At 50.4% G+C, this 18,509-nt stretch carries 15 protein-coding genes and 1 riboswitch; of the genes, 12 read left to right on the plus strand and 3 right to left on the minus strand.

The window, feature by feature from the left end; translation table 11 throughout:
• The first annotated feature begins 411 nt into the window (after positions 1-411).
• Together HPY81_07685 and HPY81_07690 are read left to right on the plus strand one after the other, a co-directional pair.
• Entirely contained in the window at positions 412-2,004 is a 1,593-nt protein-coding gene (locus HPY81_07685) for a PAS domain S-box protein (GenBank protein NPV27306.1), read from the plus strand.
• Positions 2,005-2,053: 49 nt separating this feature from the next.
• Entirely contained in the window at positions 2,054-2,779 is a 726-nt protein-coding gene (locus HPY81_07690) for an N-acetylmuramoyl-L-alanine amidase (protein ID NPV27307.1), read from the plus strand.
• Here the strand turns inward: HPY81_07690 and HPY81_07695 are convergent.
• From HPY81_07695 to HPY81_07705, 3 genes are all read right to left on the minus strand, one after another.
• A complete protein-coding gene (locus HPY81_07695; GenBank protein ID NPV27308.1) occupies positions 2,776-3,555 on the minus strand; it encodes a PAS domain S-box protein in 780 nt (259 codons plus the stop codon). The two genes, HPY81_07690 and HPY81_07695, sit on opposite strands and share 4 nt — an antisense overlap.
• A gap of 552 nt (positions 3,556-4,107) precedes the next feature.
• Complete coding sequence (locus HPY81_07700) at positions 4,108-4,650, minus strand: hypothetical protein (protein NPV27309.1); 543 nt, start codon at positions 4,648-4,650, stop codon at positions 4,108-4,110.
• Positions 4,651-4,683: 33 nt separating this feature from the next.
• Positions 4,684-5,811, minus strand: a complete 1,128-nt coding sequence (locus tag HPY81_07705; protein NPV27310.1) for an HD-GYP domain-containing protein — start codon at positions 5,809-5,811, stop codon at positions 4,684-4,686.
• Positions 5,812-6,011: 200 nt separating this feature from the next.
• A riboswitch (cyclic di-GMP riboswitch) is annotated at positions 6,012-6,094 on the plus strand.
• Positions 6,095-6,132: 38 nt separating this feature from the next.
• Between HPY81_07705 and HPY81_07710 the strand changes: the two genes are divergently transcribed.
• From HPY81_07710 to ilvC, 10 genes are all read left to right on the plus strand, one after another.
• A complete protein-coding gene (locus HPY81_07710) occupies positions 6,133-7,626 on the plus strand; it encodes an HD domain-containing protein (protein ID NPV27311.1) in 1,494 nt (497 codons plus the stop codon).
• A gap of 9 nt (positions 7,627-7,635) precedes the next feature.
• Positions 7,636-7,785, plus strand: coding sequence for a hypothetical protein (locus HPY81_07715; protein NPV27312.1), 150 nt, complete (start codon positions 7,636-7,638; stop codon positions 7,783-7,785).
• Positions 7,786-7,922: 137 nt separating this feature from the next.
• Complete coding sequence (locus HPY81_07720; protein ID NPV27313.1) at positions 7,923-8,765, plus strand: diaminopimelate epimerase; 843 nt, start codon at positions 7,923-7,925, stop codon at positions 8,763-8,765.
• A 32-nt stretch (positions 8,766-8,797) separates the two neighbouring features.
• The gene (locus HPY81_07725; GenBank protein NPV27314.1) at positions 8,798-9,970 is read left to right on the plus strand and encodes an LL-diaminopimelate aminotransferase; all 1,173 of its coding nucleotides are present in this window, start codon (positions 8,798-8,800) and stop codon (positions 9,968-9,970) included.
• A 44-nt stretch (positions 9,971-10,014) separates the two neighbouring features.
• Complete coding sequence (locus HPY81_07730) at positions 10,015-12,096, plus strand: hypothetical protein (GenBank protein ID NPV27315.1); 2,082 nt, start codon at positions 10,015-10,017, stop codon at positions 12,094-12,096.
• A 450-nt stretch (positions 12,097-12,546) separates the two neighbouring features.
• Positions 12,547-13,431: a branched-chain-amino-acid transaminase gene (gene ilvE, locus HPY81_07735; GenBank protein ID NPV27316.1), complete on the plus strand. Its 885-nt coding sequence runs from the start codon at positions 12,547-12,549 to the stop codon at positions 13,429-13,431.
• Positions 13,432-13,492: 61 nt separating this feature from the next.
• Positions 13,493-15,154 carry a dihydroxy-acid dehydratase gene (gene ilvD / locus HPY81_07740; GenBank protein ID NPV27317.1) on the plus strand — a complete coding sequence of 554 codons (1,662 nt, stop codon included), beginning with the start codon at positions 13,493-13,495 and terminating at the stop codon, positions 15,152-15,154.
• Positions 15,155-15,191: 37 nt separating this feature from the next.
• Positions 15,192-16,865, plus strand: a complete 1,674-nt coding sequence (gene ilvB, locus HPY81_07745; protein ID NPV27318.1) for a biosynthetic-type acetolactate synthase large subunit — start codon at positions 15,192-15,194, stop codon at positions 16,863-16,865.
• 4 nt (positions 16,866-16,869) lie between these two features.
• Positions 16,870-17,358 carry an acetolactate synthase small subunit gene (gene ilvN, locus HPY81_07750; protein ID NPV27319.1) on the plus strand — a complete coding sequence of 163 codons (489 nt, stop codon included), beginning with the start codon at positions 16,870-16,872 and terminating at the stop codon, positions 17,356-17,358.
• Between the two features lie 71 nt (positions 17,359-17,429).
• Positions 17,430-18,440: a ketol-acid reductoisomerase gene (gene ilvC / locus HPY81_07755; GenBank protein NPV27320.1), complete on the plus strand. Its 1,011-nt coding sequence runs from the start codon at positions 17,430-17,432 to the stop codon at positions 18,438-18,440.
• The last annotated feature ends 69 nt before the right edge of the window (positions 18,441-18,509 follow it).

The following is an 18,509-nucleotide window of genomic DNA, read 5'->3' on the forward strand; positions in this document are numbered from 1 at the left end:
GTGACTTCACTCCTTTATGGGGTTTTCGGTTTGGTTACTTGAAAACTTCTCCAAATTGGGGTGAAGTCCTTTTTTATGGCCCTAAAATCCTTAGTAAATCAAGTGTTGGAAAATTGCAAAAGGCTCATACTAGATAAACCGTAACTTTGCAACTTCCAAGATGTCCTCCTTGAACCCAAGTGAGTATATGCAAAAGAATTTTACCATTCTACATACTTCGACCGTTAATTCACCCAAAGGCATGTTATTCTAAATTATGTGGAATTACCTGTCATTATACTTGATGGCCGCAAAGAATGAGCCTAGTGACAGCAAGGGAAGTGGATGAAAATGATGTTGGTCAATATCAGGAATAAAATTTTTTCTCTTTTGACCACCAGTCAAAGCATCTCTACAAAACAAACTGAACGAATGACTGTGAACTTAAGTCAGACGGAACCGCCAGCAAAACTGATTAGCGACGTCGAGCCGCAGAGCTATCTACTCGAACAGATCCTCTCTAAATTTTCCGACTGTATCTTTTTGTTTGACCACCATGGGACATGCCTTCATGCCAATGCCGCCGGTTCGCCGACGTTAAATCTAGCCGAAATGATCGGCAAAAATTGGCATGAATTTGACTTCCCGCCCAAAATGGCTGAGTCTTTTGCCCAGAGTTTTGCCGGGGGCAGCCGCGACAAACGAGTCTTGACCGGTGAAACCTGCGTTTCCTTTGTATTCAGCAACCGGTGTTTTGAGTATACCCTGTACCCAATTCATTCCTTGGATGGCAACCTCAGATTTGTGGTTACAACGATTAAAGACATTACTGCGCGTAAATGGAACGATGAGGAGTTAAAGGTTTACCGTGAGCAGCTGGAGGAACTGGTGAAAGGCCGTACTTATGATTTAATCAGGACCAATAACAAACTGCAGCAGGAAATTATTCAGCGCCGGCAAGCAGAAGAAGAGGCGCGGCGGAGTGAGGCTCGGCTGCGCCGGATTACCAATGCCATGCAGGATATGATCTGTCAGGTTGATCGCGCCGGGATTATCGAATACGCGAGTCCATCCTACCAGAGGGCGGTGGGATATGCGCCCGATTACATGATTGGTCAACCTTTTCTTGAGTTTGTCCATCCCGAAGATCAAGAAAAAGTAAAAAAGACTATGCAAGCTGCGCTTGAGACTCGGTTAGCGGGGAGCATTGAGTTTCGTCACCTTCACGCCAGTCAGGAATACTTGTGGGTGGAAACACTTGGTAATTACTTGTATGACGAGCAAGGGAAAATTGGCGGAATAATTTTCTGTACCCGTGACATCACCGAACGCAAGCGGTTGGAAAATGAGATGGCTAAACTTGATCGCATGAATCTGGTGGGAGAAATGGCGGCTAGTATCGCTCACGAGATCAGAAACCCGATGACCACGATTCGTGGTTTTCTGCAAGTTCTTAAGGTTAAAGATGGGTGTCGCCAATACCGGGAAAGCTTTGAACTAATGATTGAAGAGCTGGATCGGGCCAACGCGATCATTTCCGAATACCTTTCCCTGGCTAAAGGCAAGGTTGTCAACTTGGAAAAGCGTGATCTCAATGCCATAATTCATGCCCTGGCCCCACTGCTTCGGTCTGATGCCATCACCGCTGATAAGTATGTGCACATAAATTTGGGCCAAATTCCGGAATTGCTTCTGGATGAAAAGGAAATCCGACAACTGATCATTAATCTTGTCCGCAACGGATTGGAGGCTATGACGGCGGGTGGTAGCCTGACGATCCAAACATTTATGGATGGTAACGAGGCGGTTTTAGCCATTAAAGATGAGGGGACGGGGATTGCTCCGACGGTGCTGGAGAAATTAGGGACGCCTTTCTTTACCACGAAAGAAAATGGAAATGGTCTGGGGTTACCAGTTTGCTACAGCATTGCCGCGAGGCACAATGCCACTATTAAAGTTGAAACCGGGACTTCGGGAACAACCTTTTTTGTCCGGTTCGCTGTAAATCCTTCCAGAATGAATTGAACATTCGAGAATTGCCGCGAATATAATAAACGACAAAGGAGGGGTGTGGATGCGTATTATGCTAGACCCGGGGCATGGTGGTTACGATACCGGAGCGATTGGCCCGACCAGCCTCCAAGAAAAGGAGGTCACTTTAGCGGTGGCGAGCGTCGTGGGCAGGCTGCTGGTCTGCGCGGGGCAAGAGGTGCGTCTGACCCGGAATGGGGACGAGGTGAGTTGGCCGTCTGATCTATGGCAAGACCTCCAAATGCGCTGCGAACTGGCAAACAACTGGCCGGCTGACTATTTTGTGAGCATTCATTGTAATGCGGCGAGTGATCCAGCGGCCCACGGTACAGAAACCTACTGTTATAAATTTGGTGGTCAAGGTGAAAGGTTGGCCAGGGCCATTCAAGCCGAGTTGATTCAAACAACCGGATTGACTGACCGTGGCGTTAAAACAGCCAACTTTTATGTTTTACGGAACACGAAGATGCCAGCGGTGCTTACGGAAATTGCTTTCATCTCGAATTCCCAGGAAGAGCAACTCCTGGCTGATCCCGGTTTTCAGGAGACCTGTGCTGTGGCTATTGCCACGGGGATAGCGGCTTTTTTGGGGATACAATTGCCCCCCAGCCTGCCTCCCGATGGTGTTTGGATAAACATTGGGGACCATATAATTGAAGGGAGAATCATTGATGGACGTGCCTGGGGTCCAGTTCGCCAGGTGGCAGAACTGTTAGGGAAAACGGTTCGTTGGGTTGAGGAAGAAAGGACAGTCATTATTGAATCTTAATTGAAATTAGCTTTAAGAGTATTCAATATGGTGGCATTGGCATCTGGCTCTTTAGTGATGATCAATAAAAGATCATTTCCTGCAATTGTGCCAAGCACTTCCGGAAAGTGCATACTCTCGATCACTAATGCCAGCGCATGGGCATAGCCCGGCGCTGTTTTGATTGTTAGGAAGGCAGACTTGTCGCTGAGCAAAAACACCTTGTTGTTGAGCAGTTCACGCAACTGCAGCTCGGCCTGCTGCTTTTCTTGTTCGTAATTTTCTCCTTTACACTGAGTTTGTTGCAGCAACTTTTCCGCTTTCTTTTGTTCAGTAATATCCATAATTGAGGCCAGACTTTTTTTAGTTCCCGGAATCATCGCGACGGTCATAAGGACATCTTTGACGTTACCATTTTTATCCACAAGTTGGGCTTCGTAGTTTCTGGGGGCCGCATTGGGAGAAATTCTTCGCAATTGATGATAGGTCAGCATTTTACTCACAGATTCAGGGGTGAATAATTGCGGCCATTTCATCTTCCCTTCGACTTCTTCTTTAGAATAGCCGGTTATTTTTTCATGTTCTGCGTTGACCATTGATATTGTCGTGTCTTCCTCAATTATACTTGTGGAAGAGCCTGTGTTTTCGAAAATGGTTCGATACATTTCTTCAGTTTTCTGCATTTCGTCTTTTAACACTTGACACTGGTTGATTGATGCTTCCAGCTGGGCGACTAATTGCTGCATTTCCTTCAGTTCACGGATCAACTGCTCTTTTGATTTTTCTTCATCGTTCATTCCGTGCCCCTCCCCACCTATTTACCAAATTTTTTATTTTAATGATTAGACAAATACATTCAATATCCCTGCCACATTAAACAGATTTATTTTTCAAATATACTAAACAGAGGGGCAAATTATTGATGATAATAATCGCAAAAACTGGCGGTACATAATTCACAGGCTGGTGTTGGAGGAGAGATGAGTGGGGCGAAATCGCCCTCACACATAGTTTCGATCATTCACCGACCACCCCGGCGAGGAATATTGTTTTCCAAGAAAATCACCTCCGGTGGTATATTTGTCCCAGAGGAAAAAAATTATTCAGCCTAAATAAAGAGAAAACCCCGTGTGTGATGGACGGGGAGATTGACATACGAAGTTTTAGGGTTTTTGCCGGGCGCGAAACACAACTAAATAAACATTCTGGTAGAAGACGTAAACCACCGCACTGCCGATTAACAGAAAAAGCAAGAGCGCCAACAACTTAGTGGTAGACACTTTGAAGCTTCACCTCCTGGCTTTAGTGTAACCAGGAAGCGACTCTCTATAACGCAGGATGATCAGGAATTAATCGCGGGGCTTGCAGATAATTTCTTTGACCCGCGTATCAAAGAATTGATGCGAGTGAGCGGGTTGAATAACAACCGCTGCGTCAGCCCCGGTCGCTGTCCCACCGATGGAAATAATTTCCTGGCCATAGGGGATTAAACCGGCGTCCAGGGCCATCACCGCGATTTCGATGGCCACTTTTACTCCCTGACCAAAAATTCGCAGGGTTTGCGCCATGATTTCTGCTGGGTAGACCCCGCCAAACTTGTTGCGAATCGCCCGGTCAACTCCGGCGAACAAATGGGTGGTAGTCAAAATCTTAACCCCTTGTTCTAGTAATTTCTGGCGCACTGCGGGATCCATTTCGTCGATGCCGGGTCCAGCGTAACCCACGTGGTGAGTCACACAAACGACGTTTAAGCCCTGATTGAGTAGTTTTTCAGCGGTGGAGCCGGTGTTCGATGCCACCACGACGTGTTGAATGTTTAATTCTTTAGCTCTTTTAATGGCTAAATCAATTGTGGCCTCTGTATTCACTTTACCTTTCTTTTCCCAATACATGTGCTAAACCTCCTTTGGCTTAAATAGTTTTTATTATTCCCTGACGTTGGACAACTTTAATCCTTCCCGTAACTGTTTAATTAAGAAGTAAGATTGCTCTTCACTAAAGGCGCGGACAATGTATACGGTAGAGAACTTGTCCAGATCGATTTCCTGATGTTTGGTTGCCGGTTGATTGAAACGGTCCAACAGGATTTTAATAATCGGTCTGGTTTGAGCGTCCCGGTTGACATCAATGACCATGCCGATTTCGCCGGTGTTTAATTGGACCAGACTGCCCACGGGATACACCGCCACGTTTTCCAGAAGCGCGGCCACGATTCGTGCGTCGAACTCTTTTGCTGAACCTTCACACATTATACGCATGGCTTCTGCTGGATGAAAACCCTGTCGGTATGGGCGGTCGGCTGTCAGTGCGTCGTAGGCGTCAGCAACGGCGGTAATGCGTGCATACTCGTGAATCTCATTGTCTTTTAGTCCCCGTGGATAACCTTGCCCATTCAGCCGCTCGTGGTGTTGAAAAGCGACGTGGGCGGACAGGAGCGAAATTTCCCGGTAGGTACGCAGGATTTCAAAACCGGCGGTAGTATGTTCCTGAACTAAATTATACTCCGCCGGGGTAAGTTTTTCCGGCTTGTTTAATATGGACTTGGGGATTTGCGTTTTGCCGATATCGTGCAGAATGGCCCCGACAGCCAGATCGCGGAGCTGCAAACTGTTGTAGTGCAAGGAAATTCCCGTCATGATCGACAGAATACAGACATTTACCGAATGCGCAAAAGTATAGTCATCTTGGGTTCGAATATCGACCAGGTTCACCATGATGTCTTGGTTGGCCACGATTTCATCGATAATTTGATTAACCGTACCTTTGATGCGGTCAACATCAAGTTTGCGGGCTGTTTCCAATTGGTAAAAGGTTTCTTTCAAGGTCTTGACCGTGGCTATCCGTGTTTTTTCTGAAACCGGCTCAGGAATATCCAGTTCACCAATACTCTCATCTTTGATGTAAAGGCTGGGAACTCCTAACTTTTCCAGGCGGCTGAGATAAGAACTGGTCAGGGTCATTCCTGCGGCCAGCAGCACGCGGCCATCACCGTTGTATATGTTTTTGGCAATGATCATTCCTGGTGATGCATATCCAAGAGGTATACGTCTCATTGGTTTACTTCCTTTCTACGAACATGACCTGTTGAATACTATATTCCGGTGACGTACTAATAATTCTATTTAAAGGTAGATAATTCCTTCTCGGTAATTATTCAGAAGCAAAACATGATAATAGAGAGCAGGAATTGTTGTTTTAATGTCGAAATACCAATCTCAACAGATTCAGTAAATGGGAAAATAACCCTGGGAAATATACATGCAAAGGTGATGAATCTCCGCCTGGATCTGGTCACTTGGGCGGTGAGGAACCAGTAGTGAACCCACTGCATGTCGAGCGGTGGATTTTTTATTGGTTGATCAGGAGGCGCCCGAATGACGCGTCAAGGTTTAAGTGAATTATCCAATTTAACTAATCTGCTCATTGATTATGCGATTCAACAGTTAAACATTTCTCAGTGGAAAATCAAATATGTTGGCCGGGATACGGAAAATGATCCATATATTACGGCCCTGATCCGCCGTCATTTGATCGATGAGAAAGACGTTGTTCTAGGTGTTGATCAGTCGGGTGATATTCTGGTGCTCCCTGAACTGGAGCATATTCTTAAATCCAGCAATGTGTCAGAAATTCTTCTGCCTTTTGAAACCAACGGCGAGTTAGCCGGCATCATGACTATCGACCGTTCTGAGCTAACCGGCCTTCCGCCGGCGCGGGCTAAAGATCTGGGCCGCTGGGTAATCGAAAGGGTAGAAAAACAGCTGACCAATTTAATTAAAGAAACTGTTATAATTGATCCTGAAACTAAAGTCTATGAACGGACTTACTTTGAGGAGAAACTGCGGGGAGTCATCGCCCGTGCCACGCTGGCCAATACCCCTGTCAACTTGCTGGTATGCGGCGTGGAAGTCTACGGCCGGGACGGGACAATCGCGACCACGGAGCAAGTGAAAAGGGCGGTTGTGGCCACGGCACAGGTCATAAGTCAAACTTGTCGGGAGCTTGATGTGGTCGGACGGCTCTCCGAACAGGTTTTTGCGCTGGCCCTGATTGGTCTAAGTAGCCAAGAAGTTCGCTGTTTTGGCGAACAGCTACAGGCTAGGATCAAGCAATTGGATATTTCCCAACAACTATTTATTCTTCCCTCGATTGGTGTTGCTTCATTTCCCCGTGATTGTTTTACGGCCGAAAAACTGCTCGACCTGAGTTATTGGACCTATCTGTATGCCCGGGGACAGGAGGCGGGGTCGATTCAGTTTTTTAGCTCTTACCAGGAAGAAAACACTCCTTATGACCAGCTCAAAGAACAACTCCTGGTGCATTCAGTCGAAGCCCTGGCGGCGGCGGTTGATGCCCGGGACCACTACACCGCCAAACACTCCCGGTTTGTGGCCGAGCTGAGTTCGGCGATTGCCCAGGCCCTTGGTCTAGTCAAGGAAGAGGCGTTTCAGGTGGGTATGGCCGGCCTGGTCCATGACGTGGGGAAGATTGGTGTTTCCGACAGTATTCTGAATAAGCAGGGTCCTCTGACGGTGGAGGAGAGACAGATTATTCAAACTCACCCGATTGTAGGCGGTAATATTATGCGGGAATTGCGCAACTTAAACCGGCTGGAACCCGCGATCGTTCATCATCACGAGCGTTTCGATGGCAAGGGTTACCCGGCTGGCCTAGCTGGCCAGGGTATTCCTTTACCGGCTCGGATCCTGGCAGTGGCGGATGCCTACCATGCAATGATTTCGGACCGGCCCTATCGCCGGCGTTTAACGAAGAGAGCCGCCTTGGCGGAACTTGAGGCCAATAAAAATACTCAGTTTGATTCGCGCGTTGTGGACGCTTTACTCAAGATTGAGACTGGGGGAATTTAGCCCAAAGCGCTGGATGAATTATCCCGGGATGAACTGATCCAAGAAGCGTTGGGGCCACACATTTATCAGCGGTTCATGGAAGCCAAGACGATTGAGTGGAACCGCTACCGGACGCAGGTCCACCACTGGGAGATTGACGAATACCTGACCAGGTTTTAACAGCCGAAATGCAAAAGTTTCGTCAAGATTGAAAAGCAATTATCAAGGCAAGCTTGCCCTTAATAATTGCTTTTTCTCAATTTTAAAGTTATATTAAATGTAAAATGTAATAACATTGTTTAAGTAGGTGGCCAAGGATGGAATTTACGAAAATGCATGGTTTAGGCAATGACTTTGTCATCGTCAACGGGTGCCGTGAAACCATCCCCAGTGATTATTGCACATTGGCGAAAAAGGTGTGTGACCGTCATTTTGGGGTCGGTGCCGATGGCCTTGTTTTTATTCTGCCTTCTGAGCGGGCAGATGTCCGGATGCGCATCTTTAACTCCGATGGCAGCGAAGCCGAGATGTGTGGCAATGTCATTCGCTGTGTGGCCAAATACCTTTACGAGCGAGAGATAGTCAAGGGTGTTTTTATTCGGGTTGAGACTCTAGCGGGGATCATGATGCCTGAAGTAATCCTGGAAAATGGGCGGGTAACCGGAGCTAGAGTCGACATGGGTGAGCCGATCCTGGAACGCCAGTTGATCCCGATGTTGGGCGACCCGGGGCGGGCTGTCAATGAGCCGATTATCGTCAATGGAAAAGAGCTACGGATTACTGCGGTTTCTATGGGTAATCCCCACTGTTTGGTGTTTGTTCCCCAACTGGATAAGATTCCATTCCGTGTTTGGGGGCCCGAGATTGAACACCACCCGTTGTTTCCCCGCAAAACCAATGTCGAGTTTATCGAAGTCATTAACCCGAACGAAATTCGGGTTAAGGTCTGGGAACGCGGGGTGGGCGAAACCCTGGCCTGTGGCACCGGGGCCTGCGCTTGTGTGGTTGGCGGGGTATTAAATGGCAAGACCGGCCGGGAGGTGGTGGTTCACCTTCCCGGTGGACGACTGAACATCGAGTGGGCTAAGAATGGCCGAGTCTACATGACTGGACCGGCGACTGAAGTGTTTAGTGGCACGTTATTTCTCGAAAATCTATAATATAAGATTTATTATTCGAAGGAGGAGATTAAATGCGAGAAGCCGTTCAACTGCAGAAACTTCCCCCGTATTTGTTTGCTCGTATCGAGCAGAAGGTCGCGGAGGCCCGGGAAAAGGGGATTGATGTGATCAACCTGGGGATTGGTGATCCTGACCGGCCTACGCCGGCGCACATCGTGGCCAAAGCGATGGAACAGGTACAAAATCCGCCTAACCATCGATATCCCACCTCGGTTGGGCTGTTAGAATACCGTCAGGCGGTGGCTGATTGGTACCGGCGGCGTTTTGGGGTGGAACTGAATCCCCGCAGTGAAGTGGTCTCCCTCATTGGTTCAAAAGAGGGGATCGCACACATCGCCTTTTGTTACTTAAACCCGGGTGACCTGACCCTGGTCCCTGATCCCGGCTACCCGGTTTACGGAATTGGTACCTTATTGGCTAATGGTGAGCCCTACATAATGCCGCTACGGGCGGAAAACGGATTTTTGCCGGAGCTGGACGCCATTCCGGCGGAAGTAGCCCGGAAGGCAAAGATCATGTACCTCAATTATCCGAATAACCCGACCGGCGCCCTGGCTGATGCGGAGTTCTTTGAGCGGGTGGTGGCCTTTGCCCGTAAATATGATATTCTGGTCTGTCACGATGCAGCCTATTCAGAGATTGCTTTTGACGGGGTTAAACCCTTAAGTTTCTTACAGATCCCGGGAGCGAAAGAGGTGGGCATTGAGTTCCACTCCGTATCCAAAACATACAACATGACTGGCTGGCGGATCGGCTGGGCGGTGGGAAATCCGCAGGCGATCGAGGTGCTTAGCCGGTTTAAGTCCAATGTTGATTCCGGCGTATTCCAGGCCGTTCAGTATGCGGCCGTGGCTGCTCTGAATGGACCGCAGGATTGTGTGGATGAGATGCGGCGGGTCTACCAGGAGCGCCGGGATGTCTTGATTGATGGCCTTAACGCCATGGGTTGGCAACTGGAGAAACCCAAGGCGACTATTTACGTTTGGATTCCGGTACCGAAGGGATATAACTCTACCGAATTTGCCGAGTTGGTCCTGGAAAAAGCAGCGGTAGTGATTACGCCCGGCATTGGCTACGGTGCCTTTGGTGACCGCTATTTCCGGGTTGCCTTGACGGTGGAAAAGGAACGGATTCAGGAAGCCGTAGAACGGATGAAAGCCACCCTGGGACAGATTGAGTTATAGGGCATGATTTTAATAAATAATGGTAAGTGACTTGGAGAACAAGAATGGCCAGAAGACCTAGTCAGAGATCCAAAAATAAAAGTACGGTACCGAAACGCCTACTGCAAAGTCTGGCGCAAGATATCGTGGCCATGATGGAGACCGAAGAGGGATATCCGCTGGCCATGGAAATAATTGACCAATTGCCCGAAGAGGTTCAAGCTCTGTTTATTGAGAGCCTATCGTCAATCCACGACCCGAAACTGGGTAAATTTTTCTGGCTTCTAACCCAGGAGTATGACGGTGAGGTACAGCGGGCGGCACAACGATGTTTAGAGAAATTCCGTCTGGCTGGCATCGAGTTCGAGGTACCGGTCAAACCGACTACCACCTGGCCGGATGAGTGTTTCTTTATGGCCATGGCCTCAAAAACCCGACTGCTGGGTCAGGTTTCTCTGGTTATGGCCTGGGAGAAACCGAGCGGTAACCTGGATGCCAAGTATTTTATTCTCTGTTTTAACCAGGACGGGATCAAGGATTACTTTCGGGTGCTGGATATCTCCAAGGCGAACTTTTTCGCGGAAAGCCAACCAGCGCAAGTGGAACTTGTTCAACTATCTTTTCGTGAAGCCATCTACCTGCTCCGGTCCGCTTACACGCAGAATCTTTACCACCAGAAGCGGCCGGCGCGCGGTTTCTTGCAGTATGGCGATTTACTCAAACGACCTGTCAATCTGACCGAGGAAGAAGAAGCGCGGCTCTTTCAGCGTTTAGGCCAGAGCGAGCTCCGTCCAGACCAGGTGGTTAATGCTTATTTCGTGGCCCTGCGTAATTGTGATTGGGCTCTTATGTATAACTTGTTGAGCCCGAAATCAACTGCCCGACGGCGAACCCGGGCAGAGTACGTGGCGGCGAAAGTTAAGAAGGAGAGTAAACAGCCGGCTTTGTTTCTTAAAACGACGATAGTTGACCAGGTTGTCCGGAAGAAAACGGCCGAGATCAAAGCGAACCTGGTCAGTGATGAAGATGAACACCTGATGATCACGGAGTACCAGTTTAAACTGACCAGAGGAGATGCGGGCTGGCTGATTTCTGGTGTGCGGGTATTAAACCAGCGGGAAGTGGGACCAGAAGACGAGGAGAACCCGTTAAACTATCGGGTCTTTTGCGTGGTGTACGACGTTGGGTCTTTTACCAAGGTCGAGTCATTATTGGAATCTCTGCCAGAGGTTGAGACCTTTACCGAGTTTGATTACGGGGTTCATTACCGCTGGGGGCAGCACCCCAATCCGATCAGTGAAGGAATCAATGTCTCCGAAACCATTTTCGCTGAATTCATCTTAACTGATGAGGAATTGATTGTATTCTCCCGTGAACAGCTCAACCTGGATTCTGTGTGCAGCCTGTTGGAAGACCGGCTGGCGCCCAAATCGATTTCTTTTAAGCACCAGTATTACCTGGATGTGACCCTGGTCTACGCGATCCTCAGCGGTGAGTTTAACTGCTTCGAGGAGATGCTTAGTGAGCTGGCCGAAGAAGAGGATGAGGAAGCCGAGCCTCTGTATGCGGCGACTTATGAGATTGAAGATCTGGCGCGGGTCTTGAAAAAACTTCATACATTCAACGTGGTGGAGTTTGACACCCCAGAAGGGGTCAAGGTCTTTTATGAGTTCGAGAACCTGCAGACCAAAGAGGATGGTAGTCAGGCCGGGCAGGGGTTTATCGCCGAGTATCGGCTGACCAATGATTACTTAATGGTCAGTGCTTTTGGCCACGACTATCTGGCTATAGTCTGTTCCGAACTGGAGAAAGGGATTAAAAAAGCCATCCGTCTCGTTGATGTTCAGCAGCGTGAAGAAGACCTATCAATTTTCATGGCTGAAGGAATTGAGATACCGCAGGAAGTCATGGAGCGGCTGCGCAAAAAAGAACTGAGCCGCTGGCTGGAGACAGAGATGCCGGCTTTGCATGGCATGACCCCCCTGGAGGCGAAAAAATCTCTGGAAGGGCGCAAACTGCTGTGGGAATTATTCAAGTCAATGAAGGACTTGCAAAAGGAATTAATCCGGAAAGGGTTGCATCCCCAGCTTGATTATCGAGAATATATCAAGGCGATTGGCCTGGAGAAAGACGGCCAGGTTAACTAAAAAATCATTGACAGACCCTGGGGGATTTTCTATACTAATTAATATAACAATATTGAGTAGCTGTTATAGAATAAAGGCGATGACGGGAGTCTGTTATATATCGTCCCTGGGTACAGAGAACTGGGGTAGCTGAAAACCAGTCCCACTACGGTATATGTGCGTCTCTCCCCCGAGCTGCGATCCGAACGGCTTTAGCTCAAGTAGGTGATGCCGGATGTATAGCGTCCGTTAACATGCTGGTGCCGCATCGGCACGACAAAGGAGGCCGCCAAGGTGCGCGGCAAACAGGGTGGTACCGCGGGAATACCCTCTCGTCCCTGACAGAAGAGAGACTGTCTGGGCGGGGGGGTTTATTTGTTGGGTGGGAGGTGAAGAAATTTACTCCCGAGAGTGGGTTATTGGAACAGTTACTAACGTTAATAACACCAAGAATATGGAGGGAAAAGTACGATGGGTCTAATTATTTACCTGAACGGGCAATTTGTTCCCGAAGAAGAAGCGAAGGTTTCAGTTTTTGAGCATGGCTTTCTATATGGCGATGGTGTTTTCGAGGGAATTCGGGCGTATCACGGCCGGGTATTCCGTTTGCGAGAACATATTGATCGGCTGTACGATTCGGCTAAGGCTATCACCCTAAATATCCCTTTGACTAAGGAAGAAATGACAGAAGTGGTCTTGGAGACTTTACGCCGCAATAATCTTAGAGATGCTTACATACGGCTGGTTGTTTCACGAGGAAAAGGTGATTTAGGGCTTGACCCGCGGAAATGTCCCCAACCAACCATTGTTAATATCGCCTCTTCGATTACTCTGTACCCGCCAGAACTTTATGAAAAAGGGATGGAAGTCATTACGGTACCAACCCGGCGGAATATCCCGGAGGGAGTTAACCCCCGCATCAAGTCGCTGAACTACCTGAACAACATTATGGCCAAAATTGAAGCCAATCTGGCTGGGGTAGCGGAAGCGATTTTGCTCAATCACGAAGGTTTTGTGGCCGAGGCCACGGGTGATAACGTCTTCATCGTGAAGAACGGCGTGCTAAAGACCCCGGCTCCTTACTGCGGGCTGTTGGAAGGGATTACCCGCAATGCAGTCATCGAACTAGCTAAGAAACGGGCTATTCCGGTGGAAGAGACGGTGATCCCGCGTTATGAACTGTTCGTAGCCGACGAATGCTTCCTCACCGGCACCGCGGCAGAACTGATCCCGGTGATCAAGGTGGATGGCCGGGTGATCGGCGACGGTAAGCCTGGCCCGATCTTTAACCAGTTGCTGGCCGATTTCCACGAATTGACGAAGGTTGACGGTCCAGAGATTTACCCGAGTAAGTAAGCAACCTATAAACTGTAATGTGAAGAATCTAACCTTAATATATAGATTGGGGAGAGAAGCATTGAAAAGTGACACCATCAAGAGGGGAGTGGAAAAGGCTCCTCACCGGTCGCTGATGAAGGCCCTCGGCCTGACCAACGAAGAAATCAACCGGCCTCTGATCGGCATTGTTAACTCCCAGAACGAAGTTATTCCCGGCCACCTGCATCTGGACACCATTGCTGAGGCCGTCAAGGCCGGGGTGAGGATGGCTGGTGGCACGCCGCTGGAGTTTACCACCATCGGCGTGTGCGACGGGATCGCTATGAACCACATCGGCATGAAGTATTCCCTGGCCAGCCGGGAACTGATCGCCGACTCCATCGAGATTATGGCGACTGCCCATGCCTTTGACGCCCTGGTGTTTATCCCGAACTGTGACAAGATTATCCCCGGGATGCTGATGGCGGCGGCGCGCCTTAATTTACCTAGTATTTTTGTCAGCGGTGGTCCAATGTTGCCAGGGAAATTTCAGAACCGGCCAGCCACGGTCAGCACCGTGTTTGAAGCGGTCGGTAGGGTGAGTGCTGGGCAGATGACAATGGAAGAACTGGCTGAGTTAGAAGATACCGCCTGCCCGGGCTGTGGTTCTTGTGCGGGTATGTTTACGGCCAACTCCATGAACTGTCTGACCGAAGCCTTGGGGCTGGGGCTGCCTGGCAACGGGACGGTGCCGGCGGTGAGTGCGGCGCGCATCCGACTGGCGAAGCAGGCGGGGATGCAGATCATGAAACTCCTGGAGCAAAACATTAGAGCTCGCGATATTTTAACCCCAGCGGCTTTCCAGAACGCCCTGGCAGTCGATATGTCCCTGGGTTGCTCGACCAATACCGTCCTGCATTTGACAGCGATTGCCCATGAGGCCGGGGTTCCGTTTGATCTCGACCTAGTGAGTGCCGTGAATGCCCGGGTACCACAGTTGTGCAAACTTGACCCGGCCGGTGACCACTTCCTGGTTGATCTCGACGAAGCCGGCGGGATCCAGGCGATCATGGGTGAACTGTACCGCTACGGGGTCTTGCATGGGGAAGCGCTGACCGTGACCGGGAAGACGGTGGCTGCCAACGTCGCCAATCGCCCGGTCCGCCGCCGCGATGTGATCAGGTCCGTGGACGATGCTTACAGCCCGACGGGTGGGATCGCGATCTTGCGCGGTAACCTGGCACCCGACGGGGCCGTAGTCAAGAAAGGCGCGGTAGCCCCCGAAATGCTGGTCCACTCTGGCCCAGCGCGGGTTTTCAATTCCGAGGAGGCAGCAGTCGAGGCTATCCTGGGTGGCCGGATTAAACCAGGGGATGTCATTGTTATCCGTTACGAGGGCCCCAAGGGTGGACCCGGGATGCGGGAAATGCTGACTCCCACCTCGGCCATCGCTGGGATGGGGCTCGACAAAGATGTGGCTTTAATCACTGATGGACGGTTCTCCGGGGCGACCCGTGGTGCTTCTATCGGACACGTTTCCCCCGAAGCCGCTGAAGGTGGGCCGATCGCCCTGGTGCAGGAGGGGGACATCATCAAGATCAACATCAACCAAGGGCAGCTGATCCTGGAAGTTCCGGCAGAAGAACTCAACAGACGACGTCAGGAATGGTGTCCGCTTGAGCCTAAGGTCAAATCGGGTTATCTTGCTCGTTACGCTCAACTGGTTTCCTCCGCCTCGAGCGGTGCCGTGTTCAAGAAATAGACATGCCAAAGAGTACATTCCCAAAGGAGGCGATACCGTGAAAATGACTGGCGCTCAGATCCTCATCGAATGCTTGAAGCGCGAAGGCGTTGAGGTAATTTTTGGTTACCCCGGCGGAGCGGTTCTGACAATCTACGACGAACTCTACCGAGCTGACATTAAGCATGTACTAACGCGGCACGAGCAGGGGGCCGCCCATGCTGCCGACGGCTATGCCCGGGTCACTGGCCGGCCGGGGGTTTGCATTACCACTTCGGGTCCAGGGGCGACGAACGCGGTCACGGGTATCGCTACAGCCTATATGGATTCTGTTCCCCTGATTGTGATTACCGGGCAGGTGGCAGTAGGTTTCTTGGGTCGGGATTCCTTCCAAGAAGCCGATATTACGGGGATCACTCTACCGATCACCAAGCATAATTACTTGGTTAAAAGGGTCGAAGACCTGTCCCGGGTTGTCAAAGAGGCCTTTTACATCGCGACGACAGGCCGGCCGGGGCCGGTGGTCATTGACCTGCCCAAGGACGTTACCAACCAGGAATGTGAGTTTAACTATCCCGAAACGGTAAACCTGCGGGGCTATCGGGTCTTAAAATCAGTAAACGCGCTGCAGGTGACCCAGGCCGCCCGGGCGATCATGGCCGCAGAACGGCCGGTGATTTACGCGGGGGGCGGAGTGGTTATTTCTGGTGCTCACCAGGAGCTGTGGGAATTGGCGGAGCGCCGGCAGATTCCGGTAACTACCACGCTGATGGGGCTGGGTGCTTTTCCCACGGCGCATCCTTTGTCACTCGGGATGCTGGGGATGCACGGGACCCGTTACGCGAACTATGCTGTTTCGGACTGCGACTGCTTGATTGCCATTGGCGCCCGTTTTGATGACCGGGTCACCGGGCGGATTGAAGATTTCGCCCCTAAGGCCCAGGTGATTCACATTGATGTTGATCCTGCTGAGATCGGTAAGAATGTTAGCGCACACATCCCGATTGTGGGCGACGTTAAGCAGGTTCTAACTGAGTTGTTACGAAGATTGGATACTTGCGCTGGTGAAACCCCCTGGGTTCGGCAGATTAAAGAGTGGAAGGAAACGTATCCGTTGACTTACGAACGGAGCGGGGAATTGATTAAACCCCAGTACGTGGTAGAGCAGATCTGTGAGGTTACCAATGGTGAAGCGATTATTACTACTGAGGTGGGGCAGAACCAGATGTGGGCGGCCCAGTACTACAAGTTTAAACAACCACGCACGATGGTCACTTCCGGTGGGTTGGGGACGATGGGATTTGGGTTCCCCGCCGCAATTGGAGCTCAGATCGGCTGCCCTGAGGCTGTGGTTTTCGACATCGCCGGCGATGGGAGTTTTCAGATGAACTCCCAGGAACTGGCCACAGCCGTCGAGTATAAACTGCCGGTCAAGGTGGCGATTCTCAACAACCAGTACTTGGGAATGGTCCGCCAGTGGCAAGAATTTTTCTACGGTGGCCGTTATTCCTACTCAGATATCAGCTGTGCACCTGACTTTGTCAAGCTGGCTGAAGCCTACGGAGCGGTTGGTCTACGGGCGACCAGACCTGATGAGGTCAGGCCAGTTCTGGAGCAAGCCATGGCGGTGAAAGACCGGCCGGTAATCATCGATTTTGTGGTTGACCGGACGGAAAACGTTTGTCCAATGGTGCCGCCAGGTGGCTCACTGACCAACATGATGGGGGGTTAGGCCGATGAAACACACCTTAGCCGTACTGGTGCACAATCATCCGGGGGTACTGACGCGCGTAGCGGGACTGTTTAGCCGACGCGGTTACAATATCGAGAGTCTAACGGTTGGTGTTACGGAAAACCCGGAGTTTTCCCGGATGACCATTGTCGTTGATGGCGATGACCAGGTGATCGAACAGGTCACCAAGCAGTTGAACAAACTGATTGACGTGATCAAAATCAGTGATATCACCAATGAAGAAGCGGTAGAAAGAGAACTGATCCTGGTTAAGGTCAGGGCTAACCCTGAGGTCCGCGGTGAAATCATGCAGATCGTTGAGATTTTCCGGGCGCGGATCGTCGATATCGGCCGCCGCTCTCTGATTATTGAGGCGACCGGTGATGAAAACAAGATTAAAGCCATTGAAAGCTCCCTGCGACCCTTTGGCATCATGGAACTGGTCCGTACGGGCAAGATCGCCATGGTGCGCGGAACAAAGGACAAAGGTTAATTTTTCAAATAAATTACATCCCGAATGTGTACAATAAGTTCAAATCAAATTACATAAGGAGGTCGTAAGAAATGGCCAAAATCTACTACGATGAAGATGCCGATCTAAAACTACTGGAAGGGAAAACCATCGGGGTACTGGGTTATGGCAGCCAGGGGCACGCGCAAGCCCAAAACTTGAAGGATAGCGGATTAAAGGTCCTAGTCGGCCTACGGCCGCCTACCACTGAGGAAACCAAAGCGGAGTGGCAGCTAGCCGAGAGCGCCGGTTTAACGGTGAAGACGGTGGAAGAGGTGGCGCAGGAAGCTGATATCATCCAATTCCTGGTTCCCGACGAGACCCAGGCCTGGCTGTACCGGGAAAAGGTGGCTCCTTACCTAAAACCAGGTAAAGCCCTATGTTTCTCGCACGGTTTCAACATTCATTTTAAGCAGATCGTCCCGCCGGCTACGGTTGATGTCTTCATGATCGCGCCGAAGAGCCCTGGCCACCTGGTACGGCGGATGTACGAACAAGGGGTTGGTGTACCCGCGCTAGTGGCGGTCGAACAAGACTACACCGGGCAGGCACTAGCCTTGGCCCTAGCCTACGCCAAAGGGATCGGCTCCACCCGGGCGGGTGTTATTCTGACCACCTTTAAAGAAGAGACCGAGACCGACCTCTTTGGCGAGCAATGTGTGCTGTGTGGGGGGGTTTCTGAACTAATTCGGGCGGGTTTTGATACCCTGGTTGAAGCTGGTTATCAGCCGGAGATCGCCTATTTCGAATGTCTCCATGAAATGAAACTGATCGTTGACCTGATTTACGAAGGCGGGATCAGCATGATGCGCTATTCGGTCAGTGACACTGCTGAATATGGCGATCTAATGGTAGGGAAACGGATCATCAACGAATACACCCGCGAAGAAATGAAACAAGTTTTAGCCGAAATCCAAAGCGGTGAATTCGCTAAACAATGGCTGTTGGAAAATCAGGTTGGCCGGCCGATGTTCAACGCTCTGCGCAAAAAGGACGCGGAACATTTGATTGAAAAGGTTGGTAAGGAACTGCGGGCTATGATGAAGTGGCTCCAGAAGAAGTAGCCAACCGTTCGCGGCGCAAGTCCATGGTCTACCAGCGGCGGCAGACGGCGAATGTCTTCGTGTATTGTT

The sequence above is a fragment of the Bacillota bacterium genome, from assembly GCA_013178045.1.
Classification (GTDB): domain Bacteria; phylum Bacillota; class Ch66; order Ch66; family Ch66; genus Ch66.

Excerpts from the sequence above, each read along its gene's own strand:
- HPY81_07685 (NPV27306.1), top strand. The coding sequence starts at position 412 with ATGACTGTGAACTTAAGTCAGACGGAACCGCCAGCAAAACTGATTAGC.
- HPY81_07690 (NPV27307.1), top strand. The coding sequence starts at position 2,054 with ATGCGTATTATGCTAGACCCGGGGCATGGTGGTTACGATACCGGAGCG.
- HPY81_07695 (NPV27308.1), bottom strand. The coding sequence starts at position 3,555 with ATGAACGATGAAGAAAAATCAAAAGAGCAGTTGATCCGTGAACTGAAG.
- HPY81_07700 (NPV27309.1), bottom strand. The coding sequence starts at position 4,650 with ATGTATTGGGAAAAGAAAGGTAAAGTGAATACAGAGGCCACAATTGAT.
- HPY81_07705 (NPV27310.1), bottom strand. The coding sequence starts at position 5,811 with ATGAGACGTATACCTCTTGGATATGCATCACCAGGAATGATCATTGCC.
- HPY81_07710 (NPV27311.1), top strand. The coding sequence starts at position 6,133 with ATGACGCGTCAAGGTTTAAGTGAATTATCCAATTTAACTAATCTGCTC.
- HPY81_07720 (NPV27313.1), top strand. The coding sequence starts at position 7,923 with ATGGAATTTACGAAAATGCATGGTTTAGGCAATGACTTTGTCATCGTC.
- HPY81_07725 (NPV27314.1), top strand. The coding sequence starts at position 8,798 with ATGCGAGAAGCCGTTCAACTGCAGAAACTTCCCCCGTATTTGTTTGCT.
- HPY81_07730 (NPV27315.1), top strand. The coding sequence starts at position 10,015 with ATGGCCAGAAGACCTAGTCAGAGATCCAAAAATAAAAGTACGGTACCG.
- ilvE (NPV27316.1), top strand. The coding sequence starts at position 12,547 with ATGGGTCTAATTATTTACCTGAACGGGCAATTTGTTCCCGAAGAAGAA.
- ilvN (NPV27319.1), top strand. The coding sequence starts at position 16,870 with ATGAAACACACCTTAGCCGTACTGGTGCACAATCATCCGGGGGTACTG.
- ilvC (NPV27320.1), top strand. The coding sequence starts at position 17,430 with ATGGCCAAAATCTACTACGATGAAGATGCCGATCTAAAACTACTGGAA.